Here is a 20,658-nt window from a genome sequence, read left to right as displayed (position 1 = left end):
GAAAAATGGCCTTGGAGCGTACAGGCTCAAGGCACATTTTCTACAGCGGCAAATCATTTCAAAATCTGTATCAACTGGCCACCGCCCCCTGTAGGAGCTGCCGCAGGCTGCGATCTTTTGACTTTGTTGTTCAAGATCAAGATCAAAAGATCGCAGCCTTCGGCAGCTCCTACAGTTGGCTGTCATCGTCCGGCAAAGCGCAACCGCGACAGCTGGCGCAAATCCCCCTCCACGTAATAATCGTGGGTCCAGCTGTCATCCACCGCCAGCGGACTCACCTGCTTGAGCTCGAGTTTTTTCGCGAAATAGCGAAAACGGTAATGCTCGTAGAACCGCAGCAACTCCAGGCCATAGCGATCAGCCAGATCGGTATCGCCCCGAATGATCAGGTAATTTTCGTCATTGCCGTTACTGGCCGAGGTGCTGAGGTTGTGGCTGCCGCTGATGATGGTAGGCGCGTCGGTAGTGAAGTCGGTGACCACCGCTTTGGTATGCACCAGCAGGTTGCCCTTCTGGCCTTTCATGTTTTCTTTCAGCCAGCCTTCCAGCCCGGTGTTGAGCAAAGCTGTGGCAGCGAATTCGGCGGTGCGGTCGGCATGAAAACCGGTGATGCTGCTCGCGGTGTTTTGCAGGCCGTAGCGCAAGATATCGTCATGCGGTTCGCCGAGCAGCGCGTTGAGGATCGCGTCCGGCAGGCTGAACGCGGTGACGAACAACACGTCCTTTTTCGCCGCCTCGATGATCTCGACGAACTCATGCAAATCGCCGCCACCGCTGCGTGGCGAGAACCCGGCGAACAGCGCCTGTGTTGGGTCCATCGGGTTGTGTTCGGTGATCCAGCTGCGCGTCGCAGCGACATCGGCCGGGTTGGCCCAGACTTCTTCGAAGGTTTGCAAATAACGCGTGGCAATCGTCACGTCGTCGAGCGTATGCACCACGTTGGCCTGGCGATACACCCCATTGGCGGTGAAATTGGTGCTACCGCACAGCACCGCCTGCGGTTGCCGTTGACCAGCGCCATCGACGCGGCTGAGAACAATGAATTTGTCGTGGAAGATGTTATGGGTGACCCGGCCGCGTTTGTTCGCCGCCGGTAATTTGGCAAGGTTCGCTTCGTTCAGGGTCGTATCGGGATCATCAGGCTGAGCGTGATAAAGCACGCGCACCTGAACCCCTCGGGCAAATGTCGCATTCACTGCGTCGATGATCGCCTGCAACTGATACTCGTAGATCGCGATGTCCAGCGCCCAATTGGCGTCCACGGCACGCTCGATGTAACCGAGCAAACGCTCCAGCAAGCCGTTCTCCAGCCACAGTCGTGCCGCATCGGGCCAGGCTTCGATGGGCAGGTTCTTGTTGGCGCTGATCTGCGCGTCGAGGTCGGGAAACTTGCGCTGGAAGGCCTGACTGGCAGCCACGGCACGGTTGAAGATCACATTCTGGTTGGCCGGATGACCGTCGTCACTGGTGATACTCAGCTCCAGTGATTCGCCCAATAGCGGCGCGTCCGCCGTGCCATAGGCCAAGTGCACGCGATAGTGCATCGTCGTACCCGGATTGACCGCGTAATCGGCCCAGCGAAATTTCTGCAGCGGCGCTTTATCGCTGGGCGTGGCGTGATACTGGGGGAAGGTGTGCGCCTTGCCGGGAAATGTCAGGCTGTTGAACAGGAACAACCACGGTTTGTCGCCCTGCTGCTTTTCGATGGCAAACCCGAGCAGGCCTTTGCGCCGGGGTTCGGCGAGATCCATGGCGAGTAACACGCCGTTGGTGCCGGCGTAGGCTTTGACGCGAAAATCGTCCTGAGGATTGGCGACCAGTACCCGCATGGTTCACTCCTTGTGATTGGGCTGGCGTGGAGCATAGAACAGCGCTGCGGTTTTCGGTGATCCTGCATGATCCGAGGCGATGCCTTCGCGAGCAGGCTCGCTCCCACAGGTAAAGCAGCGTTCACATTCCTTGTGGGAGCGAGCCCGCTCGCGAAGAGGCCCGTTCAGACTTCACACATCATCGATATGCCGATAATCCGCATTCAGCGCTGTCGCTAATTCTCGCGCCCGTGCCAGGCGGATCGGCCCACGCTCGATGTCGATCAACAATCCCGGACACTCCAGCGCCGGTATCGATGGCAAGGCTTTCAAACGCCCATCCGTCACCACCAGCAAGCGCTGCTGCTCGGCAGGAAAGCGCTTTTGTCGCTGCACCAGCCATTGCTGCGCCTGCGTCAACGCCGCCACCAACGGCGTGCCGCCGCCCGCCCCCAACGCCTCCAGCCAGGCGCGCAAGCCACTCGACGCCTTCAGACCTTGCACCTGCCATTTCGGCGCGCTGCCGCTGGCGGTCAGCAGGGCCAGCCGCGCCCGTTGCCGATAAGCATCATCGAACAATTGCGCGAGCAGGCCCTTGGCATCGCTCAGCGCCTGATGCCTGCGGGTCGAAGCCGAGGCATCGACGATCACCAGCCACAATTCATGGGGAGTACGAGTGCGCAACTGGAACTGCAGATCCTCTCGAGTCTGCGGCCGACCGTTGAGCAGCGTGCCCGGCCAGTTCACCAGGCCGCTGCGCGCAGCGTGGCGCTGGCCCTGGCGTCCGTGGTCGAGACGTCCGGCGCGGGGTCTGGCATTCGCCCCCGCGTCGGATCGGGGACGAATGCCGGTTACTTTTTTGGCCAGCTCGGCACTTCGCGACGGGCACCGGTGGCCAGTGCCGGGACGGGCATATCACCCCACTGGCCCTGCCCTTCGCTCGGTTCGGCCTGGCTACTGGCCGGGTTTTGCGCGGGTGGCTGAGAGCTGGAAGAAGACGATTCACGACGGCGATGCCGCAGGGCAAATTCGGCCACGGCGTCGATGTCCTGCTCGGCAATCGCTGCCGCGCCGCGCCATGCTGCGTGCGCACGGGCGGCGCGCAGCCAGACCAGATCGGCACGCAAGCCATCGACACCCGCCGCAAAGCAACGCTCGGTGATGCTCGCCAACGCGTCGTCGTCCAGCGCAATGCTCGCCAAGGCGATGCGCGCCTGTTCACAGCGTTCGCGCAGCGCTTGCTGCCGGGCTTCCCACTGCGCGCAGAACGCCTGCGGATCGCTGTCGAAATCCAGGCGGCGGCGGATGATCTGCCCGCGTTCGATTGGCGCAGTGTGGCCGCTGAGAGCGACGTTCAGGCCGAACCGGTCAAGCAGTTGCGGACGCAGTTCGCCCTCTTCCGGGTTCATCGTGCCGATCAATACAAATCGCGCCGAATGCCGATGGGAAATACCGTCGCGCTCGATCAGGTTGGTGCCACTGGCTGCCACATCGAGCAGCAGATCTACCAGATGATCGGGCAGCAAGTTTACTTCATCGACGTACAGCACGCCGCCGTCAGCCTTGGCCAGCACGCCGGGAGAAAACTGCGCGCGCCCTTCACTCAGCGCGGCGTCGAGATCGAGGGTACCGACCAGACGCTCTTCGGTGGCGCCCAATGGCAGCGTGACGAATTGACCGCTGGCGAGCAGATCGGCCAAGCCACGGGCCAGGGTCGACTTGGCCATGCCGCGCGGGCCTTCGATCAGCACGCCACCGATTTTCGGGTCGATGGCGGTAAGGCACAGCGCGAGTTTCAGGTCATCGGCACCGACCACGGCGGAGAGCGGGAAATGCGGGGTGTCGGTCATCGTCAATACTCGGTCATGGTCGGTGATCTTTCGAAAATCGTTGGGAGCCACGTTGATCCCTGTGGGAGCGAGCCTGCTCGCGAAAGCGGTGTGCCAGCCACAAAAATACTGTCTGACACGACGCCTTCGCGAGCAGGCTCGCTCCCACAGGGGATTGCGCTGTGTCAGGTGTCTTCTTCTATATCCAGCAGCAGGTTTTCCAGGGCTTCTTTATACACGCCGGGTTCCTGCCACATCCCGCGCTGCTGCGCTTCCAGCATGCGCTCGGTCATGTCGCGCAGCGCATGCGGATTGTGCTCGCGGACAAAATCCCGCGTCGTCGGGTCGAGCAAATAGGCGTCCGCCAGCAACGCGTACTGATGATCGTCGATCAGTTGCGTGGTGGCGTCGAAAGCGAACAGGTTATCGACTGTCGCCGCCAGCTCGAACGCGCCTTTATAGCCATGACGCTTGACCCCGTCGATCCATTTCGGATTGGCCGCCCGCGAGCGGATCACCCGGTTCAGCTCTTCTTTCAGGGTACGGATTCTCGGCAGATCCGGCTGGCTGTGATCGCCGTGATAACTCGCCGCCGCTTCGCCGCGCAGGGTTTCCACCGCCGCGAGCATGCCGCCCTGAAACTGGTAATAGTCGTTGGAATCGAGCAAATCGTGCTCGCGATTGTCCTGGTTCTGTAGCACCGCTTGCACCTGACTCAGACGCTGGACGAACTGATCACGAGCGGCGGTGCCTTCGTCCGCCCCGCCGTAAGCGTAAGCGCCCCAGTTCAGGTAGACCTCGGCCAGATCTTCGCGGCTCTGCCACAGGCGACCGTCGATGGCGCCCTGTACACCCGCGCCATAGGCTCCGGGTTTGGCGCCGAAAATCCGCCAGCCGGCCTGGCGCCGTGCCGCTTCGGCATCCAACCCCGATTGCAGCAGCGCCTCACGTTCAGCGCGCACCTTCGCGGCCAGCGGATTGAGGTCATCCGGTTCGTCCAGCGCCGCTACCGCTTGCACGGCCGCGTCGAACAGACGAATCAAATTGGCAAAGGCATCGCGGAAGAAGCCCGAGACCCGCAGCGTGACATCGACCCGTGGCCGGTCGAGCAGACTCAGCGGCAGAATCTCGAAATCATCGACGCGCTGACTGCCGGTGGCCCACACCGGACGCACGCCCATCAACGCCATGGCCTGGGCGATGTCATCACCGCCGGTGCGCATGGTCGCAGTGCCCCACACCGACAGCCCGAGCTGACGCAGGTGATCGCCGTGATCCTGCAAGTGCCGCTCGAGAATCAACGTTGCGGACTGGAAACCGATGCGCCACGCGGTGGTGGTCGGCAGGTTGCGCACGTCCACCGAGTAGAAATTGCGCCCGGTGGGCAACACGTCGAGACGGCCACGGCTCGGCGCGCCGCTTGGGCCGGCGGGGACGAAGCGACCGTTGAGGGCGTCGAGCAGACCACGCATTTCGGCGGGACCGCAGGCGTCGAGGCGTGGGGCGACGACTTCGCGCAGATTTTCAATGATTGCCCTCACTTCAGCCCATCCTGCCCCCTGTGGGAGCGAGCCTGCTCGCGAAGGCGGTGTATCAGTGAAAGATGCGTTGGCTGACATGCCGCCTTCGCGAGCAGGCTCGCTCCCACAGGGATCGCCCAGAATTTGGGAGATCAGTTGAGTGGCGAATAGCTCAAGGCGTTCGCGGGTGTCACCGGCGCTGCGCCAGACTTCGTCGCTGACGCTTTGCAGCTCTGGCGGACGCGGGCCGCTCCACGGATCGGCAAGCACACAATCCAGCGGATCAAAGCCCAACTCAAACGCCTTGGCCAACGCCCGCAGCAGACTCGACTGCGCACCCTTGCCGTCGCCACGCGGGATACGCAGTAACGCCAGTAGCGTGTCGATGCGCAAACGTCCGGTCGGCGACTCGCCGAATATGTGCAGGCCATCGCGGATCTGCGATTCCTTCAGGTCACACAGATAGGTATCCAGACGCGGCAGCCAGATCGCTGCGTCGGCGTCGCTGTCCAGACCGGCGTCGAGTTGCAGTTCGCGGTCGATCTGCGTCTCGCGCACCAGTTGCAGAATGTCGCGCTGCAGCTCCCGCGCACGACGCGGATCGAGCAGTTGCGCCTCGTAATACTCGTCGGCCAGCAGCTCCAGATTGCGCAATGGGCCGTAGGTTTCGGCACGGGTCAGCGGCGGCATCAGGTGGTCGATGATCACCGCTTGCGTGCGCCGTTTGGCCTGCGCGCCCTCGCCCGGGTCGTTGACGATAAACGGATAGATGTTCGGCAGCGGCCCGAGCAATGCGTCGGGCCAGCAATTTTCCGAAAGGCCGACGCCCTTGCCCGGCAACCATTCGAGGTTGCCGTGCTTGCCGACGTGAATCACCGCGTGCGCGCCGTAGGTGTTGCGCAGCCAGAAATAGAACGCCAGATAGCCGTGCGGCGGCACCAGATCCGGGTCGTGGTACACCGCACTCGGATCGACCTGATAACCGCGCGCCGGTTGAATGCCGACGAAGGTCAGGCCAAAACGCAGACCGGCGATCATCATCCGTCCGTCACGGCACATCGGATCGTTTTGCGGGGTGCCCCAGCGTTCCAGTACTGCCGTGCGATTGGCTTGCGGCAGCGCGTTGAACATCGCCAGATAGGCGTCCATCGCCAGGCTTTGCTGGCACGGACGCAGGTCGATGCTGTCGAGGTCGTTGCTGACGCCACCGAGCAATTGCTGGATCAACGCGGTGCCGCTGTCCGGCAACTCTGTCGCTAGCGGAAATCCTTCCGCCTGCAACGCGCGCAGGATATTCAACGCGGCCGCCGGCGTATCGAGACCAACGCCATTGCCGATTCGACCATCGCGGGTCGGGTAGTTGGCGAGGATCAGCGCGATGCGTTTTTCCGCGTTCGGCAGCCGCGCCAGATCGCTCCAGCGTCGGGCCAGTTCAGCGACAAAATCCATGCGTTCGGGTTGCGCCCGATAGCAGACCACGTCGGACTGACTGCGCTCGCTGCGCCAGGCCAGATCCTTGAAGCTGATCGGCCGGCTGATGATGCGCCCGTCGAGTTCCGGCAAGGCGATGTGCATCGCCAGATCCCGTGGCCCCAAGCCCTGCTCGCTGTCGCGCCAGCCCGGTTCGTTGTCTTGGGCACAGATCGCCTGAATCACCGGAATATTGCGCCGGAACGGCCGCAGGTGCGGGGCTTCGGGACTGGACTGCGCGAAGCCGGTGGTGTTGAGAATCACCGCCGCCTCGACCTCGTCCAGCCAGTCCTCGACCACGCTCAGACAGCCAGGTTCTTTCAGGCTGGCGACCGCGATCGGCAACGGATTGAGCCCCGCCGCCTGCAAGCGTTGGCAGAACACATCGATGAACGCGGTGTTCGCCGCTTGCAAATGCGAGCGATAAAACAACACCGCCGCGACCGGTTGACCGGGCAGCCATTCGGCTTGCCAGTCGCTCAGTGCGGCGGTGTTTTTCTGTGGCTGGTAAATCGCCGTGCGCGGTAGCGCTTGCGGCTCGCCCCAGGCGTAGTCGCGCGCCAGCCAGCAGTTGGCCAAGCAATGGAAGAAGTCCAGCGCATTGCCCATGCCACCCTGACGCAAGAACTGCCAGAGGCGGTCGCGATCTTCGGCGGGCACCGTGCTCAGGTCGCTGAGTTCCGGGTCGGGACGATCATCGCCCGGCACCAGAATCACCTGCACCCCGCGCTCGGACAACTCCACCAGACGCTCGACGCCATAACGCCAATAAGCGATGCCGCCGTGCAGCGAAATCAGAATGACCTTCGCGTGACGCAGCACTTCATCGACATACAGGTCGACGGAGGCGTGATTCTGCACCTGCATCGGATTGGCCAGGCGCAGGCTCGGGTAATCCTCGGGCAATTGCTGCGCGGCTTCGGCGAGCAGCGCCAGACTGGAGTCGCCGCTGCACAGGATCACCAGCTCGGCGGGGGTTTGTCCAAGGTCGGCGATGTTGTCATCCGACACGAAACCGCCGGGCTGGGTCCTGAGCAGGTGCATGGTTTAAACGCTGAGCGCGGCGCGCAGTTGCGCTTCGAGTTGCGCGGCGTCGAGTTCCTGACCGATCAGCACCAGACGGGTGACGCGCGCTTCGTCAGCGCCCCACTGGCGGTCGAAGTGCTTGTCGAAACGCGTGCCCACGCCCTGAATCAACAGGCGCATCGGCTTGTTAGGAATCGCCGCGAAGCCCTTCACGCGCAGGATGCCGTGCTGCACAACCAGTTGCGTCAGCGCGTCGAGCAGCAGACTTTCGTCGGCTTGCGGCAGTTCGATCGAGATCGAATCGAAGGCGTCGTGATCGTGGTCATCGTGGTCGTCATCACCGTCGTGGTGGTGATCGTGATGGCTGTGGCGGCTGTCGATGTGTTCTTCGGATCCGGCACCGAGACCGATCAGCACGTCCAGCGGCAGGCGACCGTTGCTGGCTTCGATGATTTTCACCGCTGGCGGCAGTTCTTCGGCGACTTCAGCGCGCACGCGAGCCAGATCTTCCGCGCTGGTCTGGTCGGCCTTGTTGAGGATCACCAGATCGGCGCTGGCCAGTTGGTCGGCGAACAGTTCGTGCAGCGGCGATTCGTGATCCAGGTTCGGGTCGAGTTTGCGCTGGGCATCGACCTGCTCCGGGAACGCGGCGAACGTGCCGGCGGCCACGGCCGGGCTGTCGACCACGGTGATCACCGCGTCAACGGTGCAGGCGCTACGGATCTCCGGCCACTGGAAGGCTTGTACCAGCGGTTTTGGCAGGGCCAGACCGGACGTCTCGATCAGGATGTGATCGAGGTCACCGCGACGGGCGACCAGTTCACGCATCACCGGGAAGAACTCTTCCTGAACCGTGCAGCACAGGCAGCCGTTGGCCAGTTCGTAGACGCGACCGGTGGCTTCTTCTTCGGTGCAACCGATGGTGCATTGCTTGAGGATCTCACCGTCGATGCCCAACTCGCCGAACTCGTTGACGATCACCGCGATGCGGCGGCCCTGAGCGTTGTCGAGCATATGGCGCAGCAAGGTGGTTTTGCCCGAGCCGAGGAAACCGGTGACGATGGTGACGGGGAGTTTGGCCAGTGTTTTCATCGGATGCCCTTTGGCAAGGTGGCGGGCATACGGGACGAGATCCGCTGCGAACGTGCGCGCGGAAGAATTCGCCACCGGATCACCCCGCCCGGTTGTAGTGAGAAATCTGTGACGAGGCAGGTCTCCTGGCTGACGGTGTTCGGGCCTTGGGCCTGGCGTTCGCTGCGCCTTCCCGCGGGCTCAGTGGATTGAGCTGGCAGTGGCGTGGCAACGAACTTCACCGTTCACAGTTGCGGGGGCAGCCGCGGCTTTGACCGCGTTCCCTTCTTAGCTTCGGCGTGGGCCGAAGAACCTCGAAAGCGCAAGGCTACGCATCGGGTGGTGACCGGTCAATGGTTGGATTGGGGGCATATCCGTTGCTGCGGTGACGGCCTCTTAGGGTTTCGCCCTTACGGCGGTCACTTTTTCCAAACGCCGGGTTTGAGGTTTGGGGTTTGGGGGGGCATATCCGTTTCTTCGGGTGTTGCCTCTGGCGGTTTCGCTCTTACAGCGAGTCACCTTTTCCAAACGCCGAAAAGGTAACCCAAAAGGCTTTGCCCCCGGCGTACGGCACTTCGCTTAGGCTCAGTGTTCCCTCGCTACGGTGTCCATCCGGGGGCATCGCCTCCGGTTTGCTTCGCTGCACCTCCTCTCGATGTATGCGGCTCCGCCGCATGGCGCTGCGCGCCTAACCCCGGATGAACACCTACGCTCGGCCTGCCGAAGGGGCTGAAGATCAAAAGCAACATCAAAAGCCAAAGCCAAAAAGCAGATCAAAAGATCGCAGCCTTCGGCAGCTCCTACACGGGATTGGGTTTATTCAATTAGAGATTGGTCGGCTGTCAGGCCGCCATCGCCAGCAGGCTGGCTCCTGCAATTCAGAGACCGTGCCCCCATGCGGCGAAGCCGCCCCACTCAACACGATGAGCGTTAGCTCGAGTACCGCTTTTGATCTGAGGGCCCGTCGGCAGGCTGAGTGGAGGGATTTATCCGGGGGTGGGAGCGCAGCGACCGTTTGGCGCAGCCAAACACAGCGAGAGGAGGTGCAGCGAAGCAAACCGTAGGCGCTGCCCCCCGGATGAATCCCGCAGCGAAGGAACCCGAGCCTAAGCGAGGGCCGAACGTCAGGGTAAAGCCTTTTTGGTTACTTTTGAGGCGTTTGTCAAAAGTGACCCGCCGTAAGGGCGGAACCCTAAGTGGCCTTTACCGCAGCAACGGATCCACCCCCAAAATTGACTAAATTCCCCAACCCATGCTCTCCTACACAACTTGTTACGGGTGCCCTTCACAGGGTGAAACGGGAAACCGGTGAATCATGTGCTTTACTCAAAGCCATGTCAGTCCGGTGCTGCCCCCGCAACGGTAAGCGAGCGAAGCGTCAGATCCACTGTGCCATACGGCATGGGAAGGTGACGCTTGCAGGTCGGCCAGACGCCAACCCCTCGTGAGCCCGGAGACCGGCCCGCAACACACAGTGCGCAGTTTGCGTCGCTGAACATAACAAACCCGCGGTGGGCGGGCGCTGTTCGAACCTCTGCGTGCCCGACTCGCAGGGGTTTTCATGCGCTCTATTCACCCGCTGACACTCCAGAGGGAAGCGCCATGTCGATCATCAGCAGCACCGGTAGCAACACCGACAAAATCTCCAGCACCGCCACCTTGAGCCAACGCCTGACCGCCGCGATCTTCGCGTCGATTCTGGGTGCCAGCCTTGTGTACTTCGCCGGTTTCTCGCACATCGAAGCGGTGCACAACGCCGCTCACGATACCCGCCACAGCGCCGCGTTCCCGTGCCACTGAGACCTGCCGACATGATCAAACGTATCGCGCAAACCGCAGGCTTCACCGGTCTGCTGGCCGCCCTGCTGCTGACGTTGCTGCAAAGCTTCTGGGTCTCGCCGCTGATTCTGCAGGCCGAAACCTTCGAGAAGTCCGAACCGGTGGCCGTTCACGAACACGCCGCCGGCACCGCTGCTCACACCCATGACGCCGAAGCCTGGGAGCCGGAGGACGGCTGGCAACGCGTGGTCTCGACCACCGGCGGCAATCTGGTGGTGGCGGTCGGTTTCGCCCTGATGCTCGCCGGCCTGTACACCCTGCGTGCACCAACCAAAACCTCGCAAGGCCTGCTCTGGGGCCTGGCCGGTTACGCGACCTTCGTGCTCGCGCCGACCCTGGGCCTGCCGCCTGAACTGCCGGGCACCGCTGCAGCCGATCTGGCGTCGCGGCAAACCTGGTGGATCGGCACCGCCGCTTCCACCGCTGTCGGCCTGGCGCTGATCGTGTTCAGCCGTCACTGGCTGATGAAGCTGCTGGGCGTGGCGATCCTCGCCGTGCCGCATGTGATCGGCGCACCACAACCGGAAGTGCATTCGATGCTCGCGCCGGAGGCGCTGGAAGCCCAGTTCAAAATCGCTTCGCAGCTGACCAACGTGGCGTTCTGGCTGGCCCTGGGCCTGATCAGCGCCTGGTTGTTCCGCCGCAAAAGCGCTGGTCAATACCACGCATGACCGATGACCGCGCAGCGCCGACCTTTGTGGTCGGCCTGGGCTGCCAGCGCGGCTGCCCGGCCAGCACGCTGCGCGCGTTACTCGATCAGGCATTGCAGGCGCATCGCATCGAGCTGGAAGCGGTCAAGGCGTTGGCGAGCATCGACTTGAAGCGCGATGAGCCGGGCTTGCAGGAACTGGCCGCACAACTTGCGTTACCACTGTTGTATTTCAGCAGCGACGAACTGGCCAGTTACCAGCAGCGACTCAGTCACCATTCTCAGATCGCCTATGAGCGCACCGGCTGCTACGGCGTGGCGGAAAGTGCCGCCCTGGCCCTTGCCGAACAGTTGATCCAGGCTCCGGCAAAACTGCTGATTTCCCGGCAAAAATACGCTCAGGCAACCCTGGCATTGGCCGGCGCTGCGTAAAATCCCGATAATCGCCCTGTTTGATCATGAGCAATCTTCATCTGAAGCATTGCCCTGCCCCGTTTTTCACAGGATTTTTTCATGACCGTCTATTTCATCGGCGCCGGCCCCGGCGACCCGGAATTGATCACTGTCAAAGGCCAGCGGCTGATCCGCAGCTGCCCGGTGATCATCTACGCAGGCTCGCTGGTACCGGCTGCTGTGTTGGAGGGGCATCAGGCCGACACCGTGGTCAACAGTGCCGAATTGCATCTGGAGCAGATCATTGAATTGATCAAATCCGCCCATGCCAATGGCCAGGACGTGGCGCGGGTACATTCGGGCGATCCGAGCCTGTACGGCGCGATTGGCGAGCAGATTCGTTATCTGCGCGAGCTGAATATTCCGTTCGAGATCATTCCCGGCGTCACCGCCACCGCCGCCTGTGCAGCCTTGCTCGGCGCCGAGCTGACGCTGCCGGACGTGTCGCAGAGCGTGATTCTGACCCGCTACGCCGATAAAACCGCGATGCCGGCGGGTGAGGAATTGAGCAGTCTGGCGCAGCATGGCGCGACCATGGCGATTCATCTGGGGGTCAATCATCTGCAGAAAATCATCGCCGAACTGCTGCCGCATTACGGCGCGGATTGCCCGATTGCGGTGATTCACCGGGCGACATGGCCGGATCAGGACTGGGTGCTGGGGACGCTGGAGGATATTGCCGGGAAGGTTGAGGCCAAGGGGTTTCGGCGTACGGCGTTGATTCTGGTTGGGAGAGTGCTGGGCAGTGAGGTGTTCAGTGAATCGTCGCTTTATCGTGCGGGGCATGCGCACTTGTACAGGCCCTGAAAGCAATTGTGGCGAGGGAGCTTGCTCCCGCCGGATCGCGGAGCGATCCCAAAACCAGACAATCCATTCATCACGGGTAAATGCATTGTCCGGTTTGTGACTGCTTCGCAGTCATGCGGGAGCAAGCTCCCTCGCCACAGCGCCGTTTTTCGTGTTCGCAGTGAACACCTTACTCAGTAGTAGGCGTTTTCTTTCTGCGTGTGGTCGGTCACGTCGCGCACACCTTTGAGTTCTGGAATACGCTCGAGCAAGGTGCGCTCAATGCCTTCCTTCAAGGTCACGTCGGCCTGGCCGCAGCCCTGGCAGCCGCCACCGAACTGCAGCACGGCAATGCCGTCCTCGACCACATCGATCAGGCTGACCTGACCGCCGTGGCTGGCCAGCCCCGGGTTGATCTCGGTTTGCAGGTAGTAGTTGATGCGCTCGTTGACCGGGCTGTCGGCATTGACCATCGGGACTTTGGCGTTTGGCGCCTTGATGGTCAGCTGGCCGCCCATGCGGTCGGTGGCGTAATCGACGACGGCGTCGTCAAGGAACGCTTCGCTGAACGAGTCGATGTAGGCGGTGAAGCTTTTCAGCCCCAGCGCGGTATCTTCAGGTTTTTCTTCGCCCGGCTTGCAGTAGGCAATGCAGGTTTCGGCGTACTGGGTGCCAGGCTGGGTGATGAAGACGCGGATGCCAATGCCTGGTGTGTTCTGCTTGGAGAGCAGATCGGCCAGGTAATCGTGGGCGGCGTCGGTAATGGTAATAGCGGTCATGGAAACTCCTCGCAGGCTTGGGCGCAGTTTACGCCAATCATTGCGCCGGACAAAGTCCTAGTATTTTTGTCGGGAAAGATTCTCGACAGGTGCGTGCACCGGTTCGCCATCGATCCGCGCTTTAAGCCACTGATAGCTGCGTTTTTCTACCCATTCGTAGCTCAGCCACGAACCCACTGCGATAGCCAAGGCACAAATAGCGAACATCAGATACGGATTGATTCCATAGCGCCGGGCAACAAAACCACCGGCAGACAGCACCAACACGTGCATCAGATACACCGAATAGGAACAGTCACCGAGCCATTTCATCACCCGATTGCGCTCGACGTAGCGCTCCAGCGCCATGCAAGCCATCACCAGCACCGCGCTCGGCACGCCCCAGTTCAATAACCTTGGCGCCGGTGCCAGGTGATAGATCGCCATCATCGCAGCGCCTATCGCCAACAGCGGCAGCCACAGGCCGGCGCCAATCCAGCCCCGGCGATACAGCACGCCAATGCCGATCCCCAGCAGAAACTCGTAGACGATGTCGGAACGGTAAAACTCGTTGAGCCAGCCGAACGCCTGACACACCGAAAACAGCAACGCGGCGACCACCAGCAAGCGCACCTGCCAGCGGAACACCAGCGCGCAGGCAAACAACACATAGAAGAGCATTTCGTAGTTGAGCGTCCAGCCGACATTCAGCGTCGGATAAATCCCGTAGCCGCCGGGGTTTTGCGCAGGAATGAATAACAGCGACGCGAGGAAATGCGCCCAGTCCACCGTCTGATCCGGCAACATCGGCCGGGCGAACACCACCAGCAACGCCATTAACAGCGTGTACAGCCAGTACGCCGGGACGATGCGAAACAGCCGGTACAGCAGAAAGCGCGCCGGGGGCAGCGCTTTGCTTTCGGTGGAGAGGAAAATCACCAGACCACTGATGACGAAGAACACATCGACGCCGACTGCGCCTTTGTCGATGAAGAACTGCCCGACCGGGCCGCGCGCCTTGAAGTCGAAGAAAATCTGCATGAAGTGGTGACAGACCACCGTCCACGCGGCAAGCGCCCGCAGGGCCTGCACTGAAATCAACATGATCGGCTCCCGCCCACAATTCCTGAATCCCCACCGCCCCCCCTGTAGGAGCTGCGGCACGCTGCGATCTTTTGATCTTGTGGTTAAAAGATCAAAAGATCGCAGCCTCGTTGCACTCGGCAGCTCCTACAGGGGTTTTGCGGTGTTGCTTGGAGTTGGGACAGCAGGTCGATCTCAACGATCAAAGATTCTGGTAGCGATTCATGTCCAGCACGCCCTCTTCCACCGGGTCGGTTTCGTGGAGGTATTGGCTCAGGTCATGGAAATAGAACCAGAATTGCGGATGACTGCGGCGAATCCCCCAGCGTTCGACGATTTTCTCGAAACGATCGGCATCCTTGGCATTCTCCATGGCATCGACAAACGCCGGCACTTGTTCGGCTGGAATGTTGAAGATGAAATTCGGATAGCTGCTCAGTACGCCCGGGTAGATGGTCAAGGTGTCCAGCCCCGGTTGATAGCGCAGCGACTCGCCCAACAGGAACGCCACGTTACTGTGCGCACGGTTGCGCAGCAGGCTGTACATCTCGCGTTTGCCGCTGCGAGTTTCGATGCGCAGCATGGTTGCTTCCGGCAATTGGTCGATGACCTTCAAACCGCCAGCCGGACGCGAGGTCAGGCGACTGAGTGCCTGCTCGGCATTCTGCAGCGCCGGGTCGATATTCGGCCGCGAGCAGTAGGCGCCGTCACAGCGATTGATCGGATCCGGCCGCGCATTCAGATCACCGTAACGCGCCAGCAACTGCATGGCGAAGTCGTATTTCGGGTCTTTCTCATCGAGTTTCAGCGCGGTCGGCTTGTCGTCGTCGATCGCCTCATAATCGAGCCACATCTTGAACTGGCCGCTGCTTTGGTACCAATCGTCGAGGTAATCCTCGCGGGAGTCGGCCGGCATCAGGCGCAGGAAGTTCTGCTCGGCACCGTTGCGGATCAGGTCGAAATACAGACGGGTCTGCGCCTGATGGGAGACGTTGCCGAACACATCGAAGTTGACCGCCAACTGGTAATAGGTGCGCTCCAGCAGTGGATAGTCGAACAGCCACATGGTCTGTGGCACTTCACCGATCAGGCCTTTGGTCACCGAAGCACTGTCGAAGTGGCGGAAAATGCTCAGCAGCGCGTTGTCGTTGCCGGCCCACAGGGTCGACCAGCTCGGCGGCGGTTGGTCGGCGTAGCTGTCGCGGCGCAGGGCTTCGTATTCGTTGCGCTTGTTGCGGTAGTTGTGCCACATGCTCAGCACACTGCCGACGTCGTCGTTCTGCCCGGGCATTGCCAGCAACGGCGTGGCCTGGCCGCGATAGTTGGGGTCGGTGATGTACAGATCATGTTCCGGAGCCTGGAACAGCGCCCAGAAGTTATCGCGGATCACATCCGTCGCAATCTGCCCACGGCACACCGGCCCGCGAATAAAGGTGCGGACGAAGTATTCGGCGTTATCGAGCATGAACTGATAACGCGCCTGCGCCGGAATCGCCTCGAAGGTGGCGAACGGGTTGGCCCGGCTCTGCGGGCCGTAACCCGGCAACGCATTGACCTGCCAGTTGCCGCTGTAGAACAGACTCTTGACCCGCGCCATCTTCGCCGCACTCAGCGGATAGGTGATGTGGGTCTTGTGCACGATCACCCCTTGCACCGGCCACAAGCGGTAATACACCTGAGTGCCCGGATCGTCATTCGGGCGGCGGGTGGCGATCAGGTCGATCGGCTGCCCGGTCGGCGTGCGCGAACGCACCCACTGGAAGTAGTGCCCCGGCTCGCCGTCCTTGAAATAGATATGCGCGAGGAACCAGTGTTCGAACAACCAGCGTCCGACCAGACTCTGCCGCGCCCCCGGCGCATTGAGCAGGTTTTCCCACTGGACGATTTGCAGCGCTTCTTTGGCGCTCAGCGCCAGGCCTTGTTCGTCGATCGGCGCACCGGACGCCAGCCAGCGTTGCAGGGTCTGGTATTGCTGATCGGTCAGCCCGGTCACCGCCAGCGGCATGCCTTCTTTCGGGTGGGCGCCGGCATAGCCGTCAAACTCGGCGGGCATCGCGCACATGTTTTCCCGTTGCAGGCCGAGGACGATGTCTTCCGGCAGCTTTGCATTCGGGGTCAGCGGGGTTTTGTGGCCCAGTTCCAGCATCCGCGCCATCAGCGCCGCCTGGCTGCCCTGGGCATCGAGTACCGAATAAAAGCCTTTCTGCTGCCAGGCACGTTTGCCGAAGGCGTCGTAGAACAGCCGCGTGGTCGGCGCCGCCTGAGTGCGTTCGCCGTCGTAGACCGGCATCTTGCTCGCGCCCCGCCCTGCGCCTTCGCCGCTGCCCAGATTGAGCTGGCACGCCGAGTCATAGCAGGCGTGGCAGGCCACACACTTCTCGGTGAAGATTGGCTGGATGTCACGCGTATATGAAATAGAAGGTGAGATCGCGGGTTCCTGCGCAATGGCGCCCCAGCTTAAGAACAGCAAGAAAATGCTGATGACGCGGTACGACATGCCCATGATCCCGATCGTGAAAAAAACGCCCGCGATTCTACAGTATGACGCTCGTACCAACATGAACGATATTCATGCAAAAGCAGCAAGTGCTCCAAAAGCGCACAGGTTTGTTATGATCCCGGCCCTTCGTCATGGTCTTTTCGAGTAGTCCCAATGTCCGATCGCAGCGTCCGCCTTCAAGCTCTCAAGCAAGCCCTCAAAGAGCGCATCCTGATTCTCGACGGCGGCATGGGCACGATGATCCAGAGCTACAAGCTCGAAGAACAGGATTATCGCGGCAAACGCTTCGCTGACTGGCCGAGTGACGTCAAGGGCAACAACGACCTGCTGGTGATCACCCGTCCGGACGTGATCGGCGGCATCGAAAAGGCCTATCTGGATGCCGGTGCCGACATTCTGGAAACCAACACCTTCAACGCCACGCGCATTTCCATGGCCGACTACGGCATGGAAGAGCTGGCGTACGAATTAAACGTAGAAGGCGCACGACTGGCGCGCAAGGTGGCCGACGCCAAGACTGCCGAGAACCCGGACAAGCCGCGTTTCGTCGCCGGCGTGCTCGGCCCGACCAGCCGCACCTGCTCGCTGTCGCCAGACGTCAACAACCCCGGCTACCGCAACGTCACCTTCGATGAACTGGTGGAAAACTACACCGAGGCCACCAAAGGCCTGATCGAGGGCGGCGTCGATCTGATCCTGATCGAAACCATTTTCGACACGCTCAACGCCAAAGCCGCGATCTTCGCCGTGCAAGGGGTGTTCGAAGAGCTGCACATCGAGCTGCCGATCATGATTTCCGGGACCATCACCGATGCGTCCGGCCGCACCCTGTCGGGCCAGACCACCGAAGCGTTCTGGAACTCCGTGGCCCACGCCAAGCCGATCTCGGTCGGCCTCAACTGCGCGCTCGGCGCCAGTGAACTGCGTCCGTACCTGGAAGAGCTGTCAAACAAGGCCAGCACCCACGTTTCGGCGCACCCGAACGCCGGTCTGCCGAACGAATTCGGCGAGTACGACGAGTTGCCGGTGGACACCGCCAAGGTCATCGAAGAATTCGCCCAGAGCGGTTTCCTCAACATCGTCGGCGGCTGCTGCGGCACCACCCCGGGCCACATCGAAGCCATCGCCAAAGCCGTCGCCGGTTACGCGCCACGACAGATTCCGGACATTCCCAAGGCTTGCCGTCTGTCCGGCCTGGAGCCGTTCACCATCGATCGCAGCTCGCTGTTCGTCAACGTCGGCGAGCGCACCAACATCACCGGTTCCGCCAAGTTCGCCCGTCTGATCCGTGAAGACAACTACACCGAAGCCCTGGAAGTCGCCCTGCAGCAGGTCGAGGCCGGCGCACAGGTGATCGACATCAACATGGACGAAGGCATGCTCGATTCGAAGAAGGCCATGGTGACCTTCCTCAATCTGATCGCCGGTGAACCGGACATCTCCCGCGTGCCGATCATGATCGACTCGTCGAAATGGGAAGTCATCGAAGCCGGTCTGAAGTGCATTCAGGGCAAGGGCATCGTCAACTCGATCAGCATGAAAGAAGGCGTCGAGCAGTTCATCCATCACGCCAAACTGTGCAAACGCTACGGCGCGGCGGTGGTGGTGATGGCGTTCGACGAAGCCGGCCAGGCCGACACCGAAGCGCGCAAGAAAGAAATCTGCAAACGCTCCTACGACATTCTGGTCAACGAAGTCGGCTTCCCGCCGGAAGACATCATCTTCGACCCGAACATCTTCGCCGTGGCCACCGGCATCGAAGAACACAACAACTACGCGGTGGACTTCATCAACGCCTGTGCCTACATCCGCGACGAGCTGCCGTATGCGCTGAGTTCCGGCGGTGTGTCCAACGTGTCGTTCTCGTTCCGTGGCAACAACCCGGTGCGTGAAGCGATTCACTCGGTGTTCCTGCTGTACGCGATCCGCGCCGGCCTGACCATGGGTATCGTCAACGCCGGTCAGCTGGAAATCTACGACCAGATCCCGCAGGAGCTGCGTGACGCCGTCGAAGACGTGATCCTCAACCGCACGCCGGAAGGCACCGACGCCCTCCTCGCCATCGCCGACAAGTACAAGGGCGACGGCAGCGTCAAGGAAGCCGAGACCGAAGAGTGGCGCAGCTGGGACGTCAACAAGCGTCTGGAGCACGCGCTGGTCAAGGGCATCACCACGCACATCGTCGAAGACACCGAAGAGTCACGCCAGTCGTTCGCCCGCCCGATCGAAGTCATCGAAGGCCCGCTGATGTCCGGCATGAACATCGTCGGCGACCTGTTCGGCGCCGGCAAAATGTTCCTGCCGCAGGTGGTGAAATCCGCCCGCGTGATGAAGCAGGCGGTGGCGCATCTGATCCCGTTCATCGAACTGGAAAAAGGCGACAAGCCGGAAGCCAAGGGCAAGATCCTGATGGCCACGGTAAAAGGCGACGTGCACGACATCGGCAAAAACATCGTCGGTGTGGTGCTGGGTTGCAACGGCTACGACATCGTCGACCTCGGCGTGATGGTCCCGGCGGAGAAAATCCTCCAGGTGGCCAAGGAAGAAAAGTGCGACATCATCGGCCTGTCCGGCCTGATCACCCCGTCGCTGGACGAGATGGTCCACGTGGCCCGCGAAATGCAGCGTCAGGATTTCCATCTGCCGCTGATGATTGGTGGCGCGACCACGTCCAAGGCGCACACCGCCGTGAAAATCGAGCCGAAGTACAGCAACGATGCAGTGGTCTACGTCACCGACGCCTCGCGTGCGGTCGGTGTGGCGACGCAGTTGCTGTCCAAAGAACTCAAGGCCGGTTTCGTCGAGAAGACCCGTCTGGAATACGTCGATGTGCGTGAGCGCACCGCCAACCGCAGCGCCCGTACCGAGCGCCTGAGCTACGCGGCGGCGATCGCCAAGAAGCCGCAGTTCGACTGGGCCAACTACACGCCGGTCAAACCGACCTTCACCGGTACCCGCGTGCTGGACAACATCGACCTCAACGTTCTGGCCGAGTACATCGACTGGACGCCGTTCTTCATCTCCTGGGATCTGGCCGGCAAATTCCCGCGCATCCTCGAAGACGAAGTGGTCGGTGAAGCCGCCACCGCGCTGTACAAGGACGCGCGCGAGATGCTCACCAAGCTGATCGACGAGAAACTGATCAGCGCCCGTGCAGTGTTTGGGTTCTGGCCGGCCAATCAGGTGCATGACGACGACATCGAGCTGTACGGCGATGACGGCAAGCCGATGGCGCGCCTGCATCACCTGCGTCAGCAGATCATCAAGACCGACGGCAAGCCAAACTTCTCGCTGGCCGACTTCGTCGCGCCGAAAGACAGCGAAGTGACCGACTACGTCGGTGGTTTCATCACCACCGCCGGCATCGGCGCCGAAGAAGTCGCCAAGGCCTATCAGGACGCTGGCGACGACTACAACTCGATCATGGTCAAGGCACTGGCCGACCGTCTGGCCGAGGCCTGCGCCGAATGGCTGCACCAGCAAGTGCGCAAAGAGCACTGGGGTTACGCCAAGGATGAGGCGCTGGACAACGACGCACTGATCAAAGAACAGTACTCCGGTATCCGTCCGGCACCGGGCTACCCGGCCTGCCCGGATCACACCGAGAAAGCCACGCTGTTCACCCTGCTCGACCCCGAGGCCAGCGAAATGCGTGCCGGGCGCAGCGGCGTGTTCCTTACCGAACACTATGCGATGTTCCCGGCGGCAGCGGTCAGCGGCTGGTACTTCGCCCATCCGCAGGCGCAGTATTTTGCCGTGGGCAAGGTCGACAAGGATCAGGTGCAGAGCTACACCTCGCGCAAAGGTCAGGACCTGAGCGTGACCGAGCGCTGGCTGGCGCCGAACCTCGGTTACGACGAATAAGC

Annotated in this window: 14 protein-coding genes and 2 riboswitches; of the genes, 6 read left to right on the top strand and 8 right to left on the bottom strand. The window is 61.6% G+C overall.

What is annotated here, in order from left to right:
• Window positions 1-182 precede the first annotated feature (182 nt).
• The 5 genes from LOY52_RS12185 to cobW form a co-directional block, all read right to left on the bottom strand.
• Window positions 183-1,829 carry a phospholipase D-like domain-containing protein gene (locus tag LOY52_RS12185; protein WP_258679638.1) on the bottom strand — a complete coding sequence of 549 codons (1,647 nt, stop codon included), beginning with the start codon at window positions 1,827-1,829 and terminating at the stop codon, window positions 183-185.
• A 171-nt stretch (window positions 1,830-2,000) separates the two neighbouring features.
• A complete protein-coding gene (locus LOY52_RS12180; protein WP_309474949.1) occupies window positions 2,001-2,555 on the bottom strand; it encodes a VWA domain-containing protein in 555 nt (184 codons plus the stop codon).
• 104 nt (window positions 2,556-2,659) lie between these two features.
• Window positions 2,660-3,658: an ATP-binding protein gene (locus LOY52_RS12175; protein ID WP_258679637.1), complete on the bottom strand. Its 999-nt coding sequence runs from the start codon at window positions 3,656-3,658 to the stop codon at window positions 2,660-2,662.
• Between the two features lie 164 nt (window positions 3,659-3,822).
• Entirely contained in the window at window positions 3,823-7,671 is a 3,849-nt protein-coding gene (gene cobN / locus LOY52_RS12170; RefSeq protein ID WP_258679636.1) for a cobaltochelatase subunit CobN, read from the bottom strand.
• A gap of 3 nt (window positions 7,672-7,674) precedes the next feature.
• Complete coding sequence (gene cobW / locus LOY52_RS12165; protein WP_309474948.1) at window positions 7,675-8,745, bottom strand: cobalamin biosynthesis protein CobW; 1,071 nt, start codon at window positions 8,743-8,745, stop codon at window positions 7,675-7,677.
• Between the two features lie 97 nt (window positions 8,746-8,842).
• A riboswitch (cobalamin riboswitch) is annotated at window positions 8,843-9,056 on the bottom strand.
• 927 nt (window positions 9,057-9,983) lie between these two features.
• A riboswitch (cobalamin riboswitch) is annotated at window positions 9,984-10,205 on the top strand.
• Between the two features lie 121 nt (window positions 10,206-10,326).
• Between cobW and LOY52_RS12160 the strand changes: the two genes are divergently transcribed.
• The 4 genes from LOY52_RS12160 (at window position 10,327) to cobM (ending at window position 12,472) form a co-directional block, all read left to right on the top strand.
• Window positions 10,327-10,524, top strand: coding sequence for a CbtB domain-containing protein (locus tag LOY52_RS12160; protein WP_003225486.1), 198 nt, complete (start codon window positions 10,327-10,329; stop codon window positions 10,522-10,524).
• Window positions 10,525-10,535: 11 nt separating this feature from the next.
• A complete protein-coding gene (locus LOY52_RS12155; RefSeq protein ID WP_095669042.1) occupies window positions 10,536-11,234 on the top strand; it encodes a CbtA family protein in 699 nt (232 codons plus the stop codon).
• Complete coding sequence (locus LOY52_RS12150) at window positions 11,231-11,644, top strand: cobalamin biosynthesis protein (RefSeq protein WP_003225490.1); 414 nt, start codon at window positions 11,231-11,233, stop codon at window positions 11,642-11,644. Before LOY52_RS12155 ends, LOY52_RS12150 begins: the two co-directional genes overlap by 4 nt.
• A gap of 81 nt (window positions 11,645-11,725) precedes the next feature.
• Window positions 11,726-12,472 (top strand): precorrin-4 C(11)-methyltransferase, encoded by a 747-nt coding sequence (cobM, locus tag LOY52_RS12145; RefSeq protein ID WP_258679635.1) that lies wholly within the window; start codon window positions 11,726-11,728, stop codon window positions 12,470-12,472.
• Between the two features lie 173 nt (window positions 12,473-12,645).
• Here cobM and nfuA read toward each other — a convergent pair whose 3' ends face one another.
• The 3 genes from nfuA to LOY52_RS12130 all read right to left on the bottom strand — a co-directional run bounded on the left by nfuA (window position 12,646) and on the right by LOY52_RS12130 (window position 16,789).
• Window positions 12,646-13,230: a Fe-S biogenesis protein NfuA gene (gene nfuA / locus LOY52_RS12140; protein ID WP_003225494.1), complete on the bottom strand. Its 585-nt coding sequence runs from the start codon at window positions 13,228-13,230 to the stop codon at window positions 12,646-12,648.
• A 57-nt stretch (window positions 13,231-13,287) separates the two neighbouring features.
• Window positions 13,288-14,313 (bottom strand): acyltransferase, encoded by a 1,026-nt coding sequence (locus tag LOY52_RS12135; RefSeq protein WP_258679634.1) that lies wholly within the window; start codon window positions 14,311-14,313, stop codon window positions 13,288-13,290.
• A 181-nt stretch (window positions 14,314-14,494) separates the two neighbouring features.
• Entirely contained in the window at window positions 14,495-16,789 is a 2,295-nt protein-coding gene (locus LOY52_RS12130) for a fatty acid cis/trans isomerase (protein WP_258679633.1), read from the bottom strand.
• On the opposite strand from LOY52_RS12130, the gene LOY52_RS12125 reads away from it, so the two are divergent.
• Both LOY52_RS12125 and metH read left to right on the top strand, forming a co-directional pair.
• Window positions 16,689-16,940: a hypothetical protein gene (locus LOY52_RS12125; RefSeq protein ID WP_258680093.1), complete on the top strand. Its 252-nt coding sequence runs from the start codon at window positions 16,689-16,691 to the stop codon at window positions 16,938-16,940. The genes LOY52_RS12130 and LOY52_RS12125 overlap by 101 nt on opposite strands.
• Before the next feature lie 5 nt (window positions 16,941-16,945).
• Window positions 16,946-20,656 carry a methionine synthase gene (metH, locus tag LOY52_RS12120; RefSeq protein ID WP_258679632.1) on the top strand — a complete coding sequence of 1,237 codons (3,711 nt, stop codon included), beginning with the start codon at window positions 16,946-16,948 and terminating at the stop codon, window positions 20,654-20,656.
• The last annotated feature ends 2 nt before the right edge of the window (window positions 20,657-20,658 follow it).

The organism is Pseudomonas sp. B21-051, from assembly GCF_024748795.1.
Classification (GTDB): domain Bacteria; phylum Pseudomonadota; class Gammaproteobacteria; order Pseudomonadales; family Pseudomonadaceae; genus Aquipseudomonas; species Aquipseudomonas putida_A.
Note: the sequence above shows the minus strand (reverse complement) of the source record. Positions and strands in the feature narration are given on the sequence as shown.